We start from the raw sequence: 14,384 nt of genomic DNA on the forward strand, positions 1-14,384 counted from the left end.
CCTGATCGCGCAAAGATGCATCACCTGCATTCCTCTTTTACAGTAACTCGACAAATTTATCGAACATAAACTCCGTATCCGTCGGCCCGCTACATGCTTCGGGATGGAACTGGGAGGAGAAGAAAGGCTTCGTTTTGTGTTTGATACCTTCGTTCGTACCGTCATTCATATTGATAAAGAGTGGTTCCCAATCAGTACCCAGCGTTGTGTTATCCACCGCGTACCCATGATTCTGTGAGGTGATAAAACACTTTTCCGTTCCTACCATACGCACCGGCTGATTATGGCTGCGGTGTCCGTATTTCAGTTTATAGATAGAGGCTCCACCGGCCTTGGCCAACAGCTGGTTACCCATGCAGATACCGCAGATCGGCTTATCGCCACTCAAAGCTTTACGGATATTTTGAACAGCAGCATCGCAGGTATCCGGGTCACCGGGGCCATTGCTGATAAACAGGCCGTCATATTCCAGTGTATTGAAATCATAGTTCCAGGGAACCCGGATCACAGTCACATTCCGTTTCAGCAGGCTGCGGATGATGTTATGCTTCACCCCGCAATCCACCAGGACGACCCGTTTCTTTCCTTCGCCTTCCCCGTAAGTGATCACCTCCTTACAAGAGACTTTGTCGACGTAATTCACATTTCCGTATTGTCCGAAGTCGGTAAGATCAGTCTTTGCGTCACCGATGACGATCTTTCCCATCATCACCCCATGTTCACGCAATTTCTTGGTCAGGGCACGTGTATCGATTCCGTAAATTCCCGGTATTCCTTCTTCCTTCAACCAGCTTCCCAGACTTTCTTCAGCATTCCAATGACTGTATTCATGGCTGTAATCGCTTACAATAATGGCATCTGCATGAATCTTTTCACTCTCCATGAAAGTAGCTATCCCATCCGCACCGAACGTGCGGGCCGGCACACCATAATTACCCACCAACGGATATGTTAACACCATCAACTGACCGGCATAAGAAGGGTCGGTCAAGCTTTCCGGATAACCCGTCATCGCAGTGTTGAACACTACTTCGCCGGTCACCTCCTTTTCGTAGCCGAAAGAAAAGCCACGAAAAACAGTTCCGTCGTCTAAGATCAAAGTTGCTGTTTTTTCTCTTTGCATAAATAAAAACTTACGTTTGAGTTGATTAAATATTCTTCTTCCATATAATTAATGAAGGCGTTGTTTACCAGCCGTGCCCCTCCGGGAGTCGGATAATCGCCGGAGAAATACCAGTCGCCCGGATGATCGGGACAAGAGGCATGCAGACCTTCAAGCGTCTGATAGACGATCTCGACCTTTGCCCGTGTACCAGCCGGGGTAAGCAACTCTACCATCTTGGCAGAGATTTCCTCATCGGTAAACGGTACATATATCTCCTTCACATAGTTGACGATCGGACCATCCTTCTGCGCCTGTTGCTTTTTCGCCTTCTGATAGGCTTCTGTCAGAACAGACTCCATACCACGGTCTTTCAGCAAAGCCACTGCCGCCCGGAATGCGATAAACTCATTCATACGCGACATATCGATTCCGTAATAGTCCGGATAGCGGACCTGAGGCGATGAAGAGACGATCACGATCTTCTTCGGATGCAAGCGGTCTAAGATGCCGATAATACTCTGTTTTAGTGTTGTTCCCCTTACGATGCTATCATCTATAACAACCAGATTATCGACAAAAGGTTCGATGCTTCCATAGGTTATATCATATACATGGGCTGCCAGATCGTTACGGCTGTTTCCTTCGGCGATAAAGGTACGTAATTTTATATCCTTAATCGCTACTTTTTCAGCACGAACACGCATGGAAAGTATCTGGTCGAGCTCTTCTTCCTGCAAAAGGTGACTGCGGTCAGCAATCCATTCCTTTTTTAGTTTGTTCAGGTGGTTGTTCAATCCTTCCTGCATACCGAAATAGGCCACTTCAGCCGTGTTGGGGATAAAGGAGAAGACAGTGTGCCTGATATCATGATCGACTGCTTTCAATATCGGTTGCACCAGGTTCTCCCCCAACCGCTTACGTTCGCGGTAGATATCCACATCACTACCACGGGAAAAATAAATACGTTCGAACGAACAGGCTTTATTCTCCTTCGGTTGCACGATCTGTGAGGTTCCGAACCGACCTTCCTTGCTGATAAAGACTGCTTCTCCGGGATTCAGTTCTTTTATATCTTCAGCCTGTACATTCAGGGCCGTCTGGATAACCGGACGTTCGGAAGCCAGTACCATGATTTCATCGTCTACATAATAAAAAGCCGGGCGTATCCCCCACGGGTCGCGCACACTGAAGGACTCACCGCTACCTGTCAAGCCACAGATCACGAATCCTCCGTCCCAGGTCGGCACACATCGTTTCAGTACATTCGATAGGTCGACATGTGCTTCAATAGCGTTTGTGATCTCCATTCCTTTCAGTCCCTCACCTTCATATTTCTGATACAGGCGCTCTACCTCACGATCCAGGCGGTGTCCCATCTGTTCGAGCATGATATAGGTATCGGAATACTTACGCGGATGTTGTCCGATAGCCGTAATCTCTTCAAAAATATCGTTTACGTTAGTGAGGTTGAAATTACCGCAAAGAGCGAGGTTCTTGGCTCTCCAGTTGTTGCGGCGTAAAAAAGGATGGACGTAGGAAATACCGGACTTACCGGTGGTGCTGTAACGGAGATGACCCATATAAAGTTCTCCGGCGAAAGGAAGATTTGCTTTAGCAAAAAGCGGATCGTTTAATTTACCGGGCGGTAAATCTTTGTAATGTTCGTGAACGGCTGCGAATATCTCGGTTATAGCTCCTGTTCCTAATGCTCGTTCCCGAAACATATATTCTTCACCGGGGTTTGCTTCTAACTTTACACAGGCTAAACCGGCCCCTTCCTGCCCCCGGTTATGCTGCTTCTCCATCAGTAAATAGAGTTTATTCAACCCATACATCCAGGTACCATACTTTTGATGATAATATTCTAAAGGCTTCAGTAACCGGACCATGGCGACTCCACACTCATGTTTAAGTTGTTCCATCTGGTTCTATCTTGTTTATTTCGACCACAAAGATACGTACTTTATCAAACACAATGTTCATATTAATGCAAAATAATTGACACATTAATAGAAATAATCATTTTATCCAGCATTTAGTTAAAATATTATATATTTCCGTATTGTTTCGACAAAGTAACAAACAAAAAGGAGAAGGAAGCCACGGGATGTAAATTGTAAGAATGGGCAAAGATATACTAATAGTATATTAGCAACTTTAACAAAAAAGACTCACAATAACTCTTCCCACTCACGGTCTGTCAACAACTTTAACGGATCATTTTCGGAGATAAAGGTTTCTGCCAATTCACTTTTGGATTCCTGCAGGTTACGTATCTTTTCTTCAATCGTATCAGCTGTGATGAAACGATATACGAATACCTGCTTTTCTTGTCCGATACGATGTGCACGACCTTCGGCTTGTAGTTCAGCCGCCGGATTCCACCAGGGATCGATGATAAACACATAATCGGCATCCGTCAGGTTCAAACCAACTCCCCCCGCTTTCAAGGATATGAAAAAAGCGGAGACATCGCTTTGGGTAGAGAAGCGAGTAATCTCTTTTTCCCTGTCGACTGTACTGCCTGTAAGCATTGCATATTTCCATTTTCGTTCAATAAAAGCTCTAGCCAACAGATTAAGATGGGTGACGAAAGAAGAAAAGATCAATACTTTATGCCCTTCGCTGACCAATGTCTCGAAAGCATCCAATATCTGCTCCATCTTTCCCGAACCGCCCGTATACACAGGCATAACCATTTGTGGGTGGTTTGCTAACTGACGCAAACGGGTAATACCGTTTAGAGCTACAAAAGAGTTTTTGTTTCGTTCCTGCAAGATCGTATTACGCAGAACGTTTTTCTCTTTCAGGTAAATCTCACGTTGCTCCGGTGTCATCTCACAATAAACCACTTCTTCCGTCAACGGGGGAAGTTCCGGTGCTACTTGCAACTTCGTACGTCGCAGGAAAAAAGGACGTATAATTTGTTGCAATCTTTTTCCGACCTTCTCATTTCCTTCTTTGGTGATCGGAAGAATAAAATATTTCCGAAAACCGTCAGAAGAACCGAGCAGACCGGGATTGATAAAGTTAAATTGCGCCCAAAGATCCTTTAGAGAATTCTCGATCGGCGTCCCGGTCAATACCAGACGATGATCGCTTTTCAAACGGACTACTGCATGATAAGTTACCGATGCCGGATTCTTTACATTCTGGCTTTCGTCCAGTATCACATAAGTAAAACGATAGTTTTCTAACAAGTCGATATCCCTTCTAAGTAATCCGTAGGTGATCAGAACGATATTATAACGGCTGAAACTCTTACAAGGGTCTTTCTGCCTCTGCCCGGTAGTAGCAGTATAAGAATAGACGCTTAACGAACTAAACTTCCGTATTTCCCTTTTCCAGTTCGGAAGTAAAGAAGTGGGAACAACGATCAAAGTCGCCGGTAGGTTTTGTTGAGTCTCTACCCTGAAATTAATCGCATCGTACTCTGTCTCATCAGGTAGTTCTTCGCTAAAAAAAGAGAATTGTCCGTCCTGATCTGCCGTCACTTTTCCCGATGATACCGGAGTATATTCTATACTGACCGGCTCGTTCGGGTCATATACATGTTGCAATAAAGAAATAGTCTGCAAAGTTTTACCCAGCCCCATATCATCCGCCAGGCAACCGCCGAAACCGTTTGCCGCCAAATGAACCAACCAGGAGAAACCCTCCTGCTGGTAAGGACGCAAAGTCGCTTTTATCTTCGGAGGTACTGTCACCGATTCCTTCCGTACATATTCTTTTTGTATAGAATCCTCCCCTCCCTCCAATGCGGCAACAAGTCCCAGGTGCATTTTACGAACCCGAATCTCATCCTGCTTTCCATCGCCTAAAGCAAAGAGGTCACTGTATTTCTCAAACCAGTCTTCCGGTAACAAAGCGATCTGACCGTCAGGTAGGACAAATTCGCGTTTTCCTTCCAGAATATTTTTCTTAAAACGGATAAAAGGAAACTGATAATCACCAATCCTGACAGTTATTCGGATATCGAACCAATCAGGGGAAGAGGCAATCTCCTGTGTCAACGACACTTCGCCAAAATAGAAAGAAAGAGAGGTTTCCTTTTTTACAAAAGAAAAACAGGATTGTAGTTCCTGCCGATGCTGCTGTAACCAATCAATGAAAGTATGATCTCCTCCCAGGTCATTCCTGGCAAACTGGGTATCGGATACCTGCCGGAACCCCCATTGCTTTAACAGGTCGACATAGGTTTGCTCCAGTCTGATATCACGTACATAGTAATATACAACCGGCTTCCCCTCCTCTTCCTTCAAAGACGGATAAGCGTAACGGGGCTCCTGGCCCGGAGAAAAGGAATGGTCGCCATAACGAAAGTGGAGTTGTAAGACCGGGTCATCATGGATCGATCTCTCGACCGACAATTCCGGAACACAAGCACGTGACTCACGAATGATATCAAACCCCACAGAAATGGCAGGATAATCGCTTATCAGTGGAAGCACCACCTTCTCCATATATTTATTTAATTCAGCAACCGGAACTTCCACATACCGCTTAAACCGGAAAGGAACTAGCCGCGCCGCTTCTATCCGCTTAAAAACAAGCAGATGGCTGTCAAGAAACAATACCGCCGGTTTAGAAGAAAAGACCATAAAACGCCGTTTTTGCTGTAAGGAGATCTCTTCACCATTCATTTTACAAATTGCAGTATAACGAAAGGTCTGCTCCGTAATCTCAAAACGAAAAGAAACTTCTGCAACATGTTCAGAAAACAACACCCGGTCATGCTCATAAAGCAACTTCACGCCTGCCTCCTTATTATACACCGGTATTTTATGAATTTGCATCAGCCGGATCATTTGCCTGATCTTCTTATCAATAAAAGGACGCAGTAGCTTTTGCCGCATATCTGTCGTCACCGACTTCAGAAAACCGGCAAGCGTTCGCTCCTTCGAATAGATCTTCATAAGATTCTTCTCCGAGTAACTTTCGGCAATAGCAATAATCTGCCTTTCTAATTCGGACAGATCATTTTCTTTTCCGGCATGGGAAACCTGTTCCTCCACACTGATCATTCCCGGCGATACCTCCCTAGCAAAATAAGGAATAAGCAAAGGTCCCAGATTGGAATGGTTACTTAATGCGATTATCAAAAGATGATTTTCCGGCATTCAGTTGTTCTTTTTTAATTAAAAGAACAAAGTTACAAGAAAAACGCTTCTTAACAGCATTCTTTGTTTACAATTCCCTGTATTCACTTGCCGACATCCCCGTATGCCTTTTAAAATAGCGTCCCAAATAAGACTGATCCGGAAAATGGAGCAACTGGGATATCTCCTGTATCGTGTAGTCGGTAGATTGGAGTAACACTAATTTATGGCATCAATAGACACCATATAGTTACCTCTTCCGGGCTTGTCAGGAAATATCTTCCAGACGCAAGTTTTCATACCCATATTCCTCCAGAGCTTATTATAAAATTATGAATGTGCTTACTTGTTTCACTTTCAACGTGCAACTAAAGCATGCTTGTTCATGAAATACATAAAAAATCATTTTAAATACAATGCATAGAGGTTTATACAATATCAGAATTTCTTTATTCCATCCTAGCTTTTACCTTTCCCCAGGCATGCGTATCAAACAAACAGCTACTTCGCATCGTATCGTACATTTCCCTGAAACGTGACATCGGTATCATAAAACTTAAAATATCCGGTTCAAAATAAGGACGCACGGAAGGGTCGAAGAATCCGATAAAAGTACGCTTTCCCCCTCTCGCATTCTCAATAACAGCTTGTGTGACTACAGAGCAACAACCGGAGCCAAATAAAGAAGTAACGGCATCCTGTGAATTATTATCGAAAAATGCCCAGGTAGCTAAGCCAGAAAGCATATCGGGTGTTGCGAGAAACAGAATTCCTTCCAGATTATCGAAGTTCTCAACTTTATCCATTCGGGCAAAATTCAGATAATCCATCTTTGCTCTCGGAACTTGCAGTTCTTCCAAAAACTCAGAAACACCTTCAGGGGTTTGTTTATATTTTTCTTTTAAAGACACAAATCCTGGAATCCGTTCGGGCATCTCTGTAAAACCGGTATAGAATTTTCCACCGCCACAACCGATATTTTCCACACTCAAAGTAACCGTTTGCCCGTCCCTGACATCCTTCATACATTTGAATAAACATCCTCCGATTTTATCAACAGAGTTTACCGGTTGCTCTGAATACCAAAAGACAATTGGAAGATCCACTTTTTCACCAAATGCTTCACGATAATTATTGAGAAATACCTTTATGTCCATGATCTGATTATTTATTGGTTTTGTCAAATATACGAATAAATCAATTCTATATATAGAGTATATTGGTATTTCCTTAAGAATAAAATTTAAAATTTCCGCAGATAATCACATTATATAGAATATATAGTATATTTGAGCAATCATTACAATATAAATCAAAAGCCATGTATGAACTTTGAACATTAAATACAACATCATGAAAATTATATCTGTAAAAGAAAATCCGGCCTACAAAGACATAGCGATCAACTATCTGCAAAGTAAATGGCCTTCTGTATATCCAGTCATGTATGGAGAAAGCCAAAGAAGATACGGTTAAAGCTGGTTTCAACAAACTATACCTTAGCACTGAACATATAGGCTTTTATGAAAAGTTGGGATTCAGATATATAGGACAAGGATACCATCCCTGGGAGGACGAATCACGGATATACGAAATAGAAATAAAAGCATAATTCCAACAAATAAAAGATACATTGATTAAATTTTTCAGTAGAACTTCATGTATTGATTTTGAATAAATACATATATTTGCTTAAAATTAAATTTGAAGTTATGAGAATCATGTATTTTATCATCACTCTTGTTCTCTGTTTCTGCACAACCCTCAAGGCAGAAAACAGAGCCAATGATCTAATGAAGCAGGCGCAAAGTAGCCTGGAACAGAAAGACTACACTAAAGCCCGTTACCTTTTCCTTCAAGCCTACAAAGCCTTTTCCAGTGAAGGGGATTACACACAAGCCATTGATTGTGGGACTAAAGCAACATATCTTTATTATCGTGAGAACTATTATCAGGAAGCATTCGACCTTTGCCGCCAAATGACTCAATATCTGTTAACCGAAGAAGATAAAGCACAGAAAACATTCTACGACCAGCGTTTCCAACTGACAAAAGAGCGGCTACAAATGTACATCAAGCTCAAAAATGCAGCGCAGGCCCAACTTCAGTTGAATACTCTGGATAACCTGGTCAGTCAGGCAGGTAGCGACAAGCTTGCCGAAGATTTATTATATACCCAGGCAAACTATTATTATACCTTCGGACAAAACGACCAGGGAGACGCCAGTTTTAACAAACTGATCAACCAGTTCAAAGACAAAAAAGAGTACGACAAAGTGAGTGAATGTTACAGACATCTGATCACTATTGCCCGTACGGCAAATAATGCTCCGTTAATGGAACGTACCTATGAAAAGTATATCGTCTGGACCGATTCAGTAAAGGCACTCAATGCACAGGATGAACTGGGAGCATTGCAACTGAAATATGATGAAAGCCAGAAAACCATACAGGAAAAAGATGACAAACTATCAGGCAAACAATACATGATAGTAGGTCTCTGCACATTGGTGGTTATTCTTATCGCGGCTTTGGCTTTACTTGCCTTCCTGTTGTTACGTTTCATCGTACTCAACAAAAAGCTGAAAAACATTATCCAGACAACCAACGAGCATAGTGAACAGCAAACCAAATTTATTCAAAGTATTTCCGAACAAATGGAGCCTACGCTCAATATGCTTAATATGTCGGCTGGAGAATTACGTAATACAGCTCCCCTACAAGCGGCTTCTATCCAGAAACGTGTAGATGCTTTGAAACAATTCAGCTTGAACATCCAGGAACTTTCTTCTCTTGAAAGCTCTTTAATGGAGACTTACGAGACACAATCCTTCAACATGGGAAGTTTCTGCAAAAAAGCGATGGATAAAGTAAAGGATAAGATACATCCTGATGTAGAAGTGATCGTAGATGCTCCTCAATTGGAAGTAAAATCAAATCCGGAACAGCTGGAACGTGTCTTACTGCATTTGCTGAATAATGCTGCTTCATACACGACATCCGGTAAAATATGGCTGGAATTCAAAAGAAAAGGAGCTCATCTTTGCCATCTTATCGTAACAGATAACGGTACAGGAATTCCTGATGAACAAAAAGAGAACCTGTTCAAGCCATTCAACGAAGTCAAAGACCTGGCAGATGGCGACGGACTCGGATTGCCAATCTGTGCCCTGATCGCCAATAAACTGAATGGAAACTTGTCGATCGATAAAGATTACAAAAAAGGATGCAGGTTTATTCTGGTATTACAGATCTAAGAGAAAACATTAATCACTTTATTTTCTAATAAAAGCCTTTCAGGAAAACTGGAAGGCTTTTTTGTTGTTTATTCGACTATTTCAAGAAAGAACGTCTTTCAGATTAAAAGTAAAAAGCACCATATATACTTCATATTGATATCAAAACAACAATTATCATATCAAATAGAAACCATCCATTCTGATAAAGAAAAAAAACGTCACTCTTTAACACCATAACATATATCACAATGAAAGAAACATCCTATATTTGCAAAGCAATTTGACAACAAAATAGGTATTACGCAAACATAAGGTCAACAAACAATGAAAGAACAGATCTATTTGAACAGAAAGCAGGGGTTATATGATCCTGCGAATGAACATGACGCGTGCGGTGTAGGAATGTTGGTAAACATTCACGGAGGAAAATCGCACGACATTGTAGAGTCAGCCCTTAAAGTATTGGAAAATATGCGTCACCGTGGTGCAGAAGGTGCAGATAACAAGACGGGGGACGGTGCTGGTATTCTATTGCAGATTCCTCACGAATTTATTCTGTTGCAGGGGATTCCCGTACCGGAAAAAGGGAAATACGGTACAGGTCTGGTCTTTCTTCCTAAAGACGAAACACAGCGATCCGCCATCCTCAGTATTATGATCGAAGAGATTGAAAAGGAAGGGCTTACCCTGATGCATCTGCGGAAAGTTCCGGTCAACAGTGATATATTGGGGAAGGATGCCCTAGCTACCGAACCGGATATCAAACAACTCTTCGTGACCGGATGCGATAACCAACAGGAGCTGGAATTGAAGTTGTATGTTATCCGTAAACGTATTGAGAATAAAGTGGCAGCCTCTGACCTGGCTGGCAAAAAGGACTTCTATGTGACCTCGTTATCCACTAAGAATATTGTATATAAAGGAATGTTGGAGTCGATGCAACTTCGTCATTATTTTCCCGACCTGACAAATAATTACTTCACAAGCGGATTAGCATTGGTTCACTCCCGTTTCAGCACGAATACGTTTCCGACATGGAGCCTGGCACAACCGTTCCGCCTGCTGGCACATAATGGGGAGATCAATACGATCCGTGGAAACAGAGGATGGATGGAAGCACGTGAAAGCGTACTCACCTCACCTACTATCGGGAATATAGGAAGTATCCGCCCGATCATTCAACCGGGGATGAGCGATAGCGCCTCACTGGACAATGTGCTGGAGTTTCTGGTTGCTTCCGGATTGAGTCTGCCTCATGCCATGGCGATGCTGGTACCGGAAAGTACGAATGAGAAGAATCCGATATCGGAGGATTTGAAAGCCTTTTATGAATATCATTCCATTCTGATGGAACCGTGGGACGGACCGGCTGCCCTGTTATTCAGCGACGGACGGTTTGCGGGAGGAATGCTGGATCGTAATGGTTTGCGTCCGGCACGCTACTTAATCACGAAAAACGACATGATGCTGGTAGCTTCCGAAGTAGGCGTAATGGATTTTGAAGCAAACGAGATCAAAGAGAAAGGCCGTCTGCAACCGGGAAAAATATTGATGGTCGATACGGAGAAAGGCGAAATATATTATGACGGCGAACTGAAAAAACAACTCGCCGAAGCCAAACCTTATAAGACATGGCTGTCAAACAACCGCGTGGAACTGGACGAACTGAAATCGGGACGTAAAATACCCCATACAGTCGAAAACTACAGTAAAATGTTACGCACCTTCGGGTACAGCCGCGAAGATGTGGAAAAGATCATCATGCCGATGTGTACCGGAGGTGCCGAACCGGTCGGTTCTATGGGGAATGATACGCCATTGGCCGTTCTATCCGATCGTCCGCAGTTATTGTTCAATTATTTCCGTCAGCAATTTGCCCAGGTGACCAATCCGCCGATCGACCCGATCCGCGAAGAACTGGTCATGAGCCTGGAAGAATATATAGGAGCAGTAGGTAATAATATCCTTGTGCCGAGTGAAAGCCATTGTAAAATGGTACGGCTGAATCATCCGATCTTGACCAACACACAATTGGATTTGCTCTGCAACATCCGCTATAAAGGATTCAACGCAGTCAAACTGCCTATGTTGTTTGAAGTGGGAAAAGGACGGGAAGGCTTGAAAGCAGCCCTCGACGAGTTGTGCAAACAAGCGGAACAATCCGTTACCGACGGCGTGAACTACATCATACTGAGCGATAAGAACGTAGATGAAAAGAGGGCACCCATCCCGTCTCTGCTTGCCGTCAGTGCCGTACATCATCACCTGATCTCCGTACAAAAACGCGTGCAGACAGCCCTGGTCGTTGAAACCGGCGAGATGCGCGAGGTTATGCATGCCGCCCTCCTGTTGGGGTACGGGGCAAGTGCCATCAATCCGTATATGGTTTTTGCCATCCTGAAAGAACTGGAAGGGAAACATGAAATACAGCTGAACTACGAGACGGCACGCAAAAATTATATAAAATCCATTTGCAAAGGGCTTTTCAAAGTGATGAGCAAAATGGGAATCAGTACCATCCGCAGTTATCGCGGAGCCAAACTGTTCGAAGCCGTCGGTTTGGATGCCGGACTGGCGCGCACCTATTTCGGCGGTACGACCAGCAACGTCGGCGGTATACGCCTGGATGAGATCGCCCGCGATGCGATCGTTCTGCATCAACAGGCTTTCGACCTTCCGGTAGATGAGATGCTGGAACATAAAGGGATATACAGCTTCCGGAAAGACGGGGAGAAACATGCCTGGAACCCGGAAACCATTTCCACGCTGCAACTGGCTACACGCCTGGGCAGTTACAAGAAGTTCAAAGAATATACCCATATGGTGGACGATAAAGAATCGCCCATCTTCCTGCGTGACTTCCTTACTTTCAAGAAACAAAAATCCATTCCGGTCGAACAGGTGGAACCTGCGTCCGAAATTATGAAACGTTTCGTCACAGGCGCCATGAGCTTCGGCTCCATCAGCAAAGAAGCGCATGAGACGATGGCCATGGCGATGAACAAGATACACGGCCGGAGCAATACCGGTGAGGGAGGTGAAGACCCGGCACGTTTCACGCCACGTAAAGATGGCTCGTCACTCCGCTCCGCGATCAAACAGGTGGCATCGGGACGTTTCGGCGTCACTACGGAATATCTGGTCAACGCGGATGAGATACAGATCAAGGTCGCCCAGGGAGCCAAACCGGGAGAAGGCGGCCAGTTACCGGGATATAAGGTCAATGATATCATTGCCAGGACCCGTCATTCCATACCGGGTATTTCGTTGATCTCCCCTCCTCCCCACCATGATATTTATTCGATCGAAGATCTGGCACAACTGATCTTCGACCTGAAGAATGTCAATCCGAAAGCAGAGATCAGTGTCAAACTGGTATCGGAAAGTGGTGTCGGAACGATCGCCGCCGGTGTTGCCAAGGCGAAGGCCGACCGTATTGTCATCTCCGGGGCAGAGGGAGGAACAGGTGCGTCACCGATCAGTTCGATCCGTTATGCGGGATTACCCCCCGAACTGGGTTTGTCGGAGACGCAGCAGACATTGGTTATGAACAATCTGCGCGGACAAGTCCGCCTGCAAACCGACGGGCAACTGAAGACCGGACGCGATATCGTCCTGATGGCAATGCTGGGAGCCGAAGAATTTGGTTTTGCAACCTCTGCCCTGATCGTCCTGGGTTGTGTCATGATGCGCAAATGTCATATGAATACCTGCCCTGTCGGCGTTGCGACACAAGATGAAGAGCTGCGAAAACGTTTCCACGGAAGGCACGAGTATCTGGTGAACTTCTTTACTTTCCTGGCGGAAGAAGTTCGCGAATACTTGGCTGAGATAGGTTACAGCAAGCTGGATGATATCATCGGACGGACGGATCTCATTGTGGATAAACGAACTCATGGCACACAGATGACGCAGATCGAACAGATGACCACAGATCAAAATCTAAAAAATCTGCGTAAATTCCCCAAACCTGTGTCATCTGCGTACCGTAAATCTGATTTACTGGACTTCTCCCACCTGTTGCATCTTCCGGAACAAGCAGCTCACACAGCTATCCATCATGTGACCAATCAGGTACATCAAATAGAGAATGTGAAAGATACGGACATCATCCGCCATGCACAGGCAGCCATCGAACAGCAGCAGGAAGTATCGCTAGATTATGCTATCGCCAACACAGACCGCAGCGTCGGCGCCATGCTTTCCGGCGAAATAGCCAAACGTTACGGAAACGCCGGACTGCCGGAACATACGCTCAATATAAAATTCAAAGGTTCAGCCGGACAGAGCTTCGGAGCCTTCCTTGCCCACGGCGTCCATTTCCGTCTGGAAGGAGAAGCGAACGATTATCTCGGAAAAGGTCTTAGCGGCGGACGGATCAGCCTGATGCCTCCGATACGTTCCACCTTCGTTGCCGAGGACAATACGATTGCCGGTAATACCTTATTATATGGGGCAACCGGCGGAGAAGTCTACATCAACGGCCGTGTCGGCGAACGTTTCTGCGTGCGCAACAGCGGAGCCATAGCCGTGGTGGAAGGTGTCGGCGACCATTGCTGCGAATATATGACCGGAGGCCGTGTTGTCGTCCTCGGACGCACAGGCCGCAACTTTGCTGCCGGAATGAGCGGCGGCGTGGCCTACGTATGGAACAAGGAGGGCGATTTCGATTATTACTGCAATATGGAAATGGTCGAACTCTCCCTGGTCGAAGACAGTGCCACCCGCAAGGAACTACATGAACTGATCCGTAAGCACTACCACTACACAGGCAGCCATCTGGCCGGAAAGATATTGGAGAACTGGGATAAACAGGTAGATGAATTCATCCGAATCGTCCCGATCGAATACAAGAAAGTCCTGCAGGAAGAACAGATGAAAAAGTTGCAGCAGAAGATTGCGGAGATGCAACGAGATTATTAAACTGATTTTTTGATATTA

7 protein-coding genes and 1 pseudogene are annotated in these 14,384 nt (G+C 44.7%); 3 read left to right on the top strand and 5 right to left on the bottom strand.

All coding sequences use genetic code 11. The annotated features are described in order from the left end of the window. Window positions 1-37: 37 nt before the first annotated feature. From carA to M1P97_RS12025, 5 genes and pseudogenes are all read right to left on the bottom strand, one after another. Window positions 38-1,123, bottom strand: a complete 1,086-nt coding sequence (gene carA / locus M1P97_RS12005; protein WP_195372617.1) for a glutamine-hydrolyzing carbamoyl-phosphate synthase small subunit — start codon at window positions 1,121-1,123, stop codon at window positions 38-40. Next, window positions 1,096-3,027: an amidophosphoribosyltransferase gene (locus M1P97_RS12010; protein WP_249389217.1), complete on the bottom strand. Its 1,932-nt coding sequence runs from the start codon at window positions 3,025-3,027 to the stop codon at window positions 1,096-1,098. Before M1P97_RS12010 ends, carA begins: the two co-directional genes overlap by 28 nt. 249 nt (window positions 3,028-3,276) lie before the next feature. Next, the gene (locus M1P97_RS12015; RefSeq protein WP_249389218.1) at window positions 3,277-6,225 is read right to left on the bottom strand and encodes a DEAD/DEAH box helicase; all 2,949 of its coding nucleotides are present in this window, start codon (window positions 6,223-6,225) and stop codon (window positions 3,277-3,279) included. Window positions 6,226-6,292: 67 nt separating this feature from the next. Then, window positions 6,293-6,424 (bottom strand): annotated as a pseudogene (locus M1P97_RS12020) (helix-turn-helix domain-containing protein); the annotation flags it as partial. Between the two features lie 229 nt (window positions 6,425-6,653). Then, complete coding sequence (locus M1P97_RS12025) at window positions 6,654-7,361, bottom strand: DUF169 domain-containing protein (RefSeq protein WP_122362598.1); 708 nt, start codon at window positions 7,359-7,361, stop codon at window positions 6,654-6,656. Between the two features lie 196 nt (window positions 7,362-7,557). Between M1P97_RS12025 and M1P97_RS26285 the strand changes: the two genes are divergently transcribed. The 3 genes from M1P97_RS26285 to gltB all read left to right on the top strand — a co-directional run bounded on the left by M1P97_RS26285 (window position 7,558) and on the right by gltB (window position 14,366). Further along, on the top strand, window positions 7,558-7,680 hold the full coding sequence (locus tag M1P97_RS26285; protein WP_262893291.1) for a hypothetical protein: 123 nt from the start codon (window positions 7,558-7,560) through the stop codon (window positions 7,678-7,680). Between the two features lie 236 nt (window positions 7,681-7,916). Beyond that, a complete protein-coding gene (locus M1P97_RS12030) occupies window positions 7,917-9,461 on the top strand; it encodes a sensor histidine kinase (RefSeq protein ID WP_195372622.1) in 1,545 nt (514 codons plus the stop codon). 306 nt (window positions 9,462-9,767) lie between these two features. After that, window positions 9,768-14,366 carry a glutamate synthase large subunit gene (gene gltB / locus M1P97_RS12035; protein ID WP_249389219.1) on the top strand — a complete coding sequence of 1,533 codons (4,599 nt, stop codon included), beginning with the start codon at window positions 9,768-9,770 and terminating at the stop codon, window positions 14,364-14,366. Window positions 14,367-14,384 lie beyond the last annotated feature (18 nt).

It is taken from the genome of Parabacteroides leei, from assembly GCF_023369805.1.
Classification (GTDB): domain Bacteria; phylum Bacteroidota; class Bacteroidia; order Bacteroidales; family Tannerellaceae; genus Parabacteroides; species Parabacteroides leei.

Coding starts and splice junctions, on each gene's coding strand:
- carA (WP_195372617.1), bottom strand. CDS start 1,123: ATGCAAAGAGAAAAAACAGCAACTTTGATCTTAGACGACGGAACTGTT.
- M1P97_RS12010 (WP_249389217.1), bottom strand. CDS start 3,027: ATGGAACAACTTAAACATGAGTGTGGAGTCGCCATGGTCCGGTTACTG.
- M1P97_RS12015 (WP_249389218.1), bottom strand. CDS start 6,225: ATGCCGGAAAATCATCTTTTGATAATCGCATTAAGTAACCATTCCAAT.
- M1P97_RS12025 (WP_122362598.1), bottom strand. CDS start 7,361: ATGGACATAAAGGTATTTCTCAATAATTATCGTGAAGCATTTGGTGAA.
- M1P97_RS26285 (WP_262893291.1), top strand. CDS start 7,558: ATGAAAATTATATCTGTAAAAGAAAATCCGGCCTACAAAGACATAGCG.
- M1P97_RS12030 (WP_195372622.1), top strand. CDS start 7,917: ATGAGAATCATGTATTTTATCATCACTCTTGTTCTCTGTTTCTGCACA.
- gltB (WP_249389219.1), top strand. CDS start 9,768: ATGAAAGAACAGATCTATTTGAACAGAAAGCAGGGGTTATATGATCCT.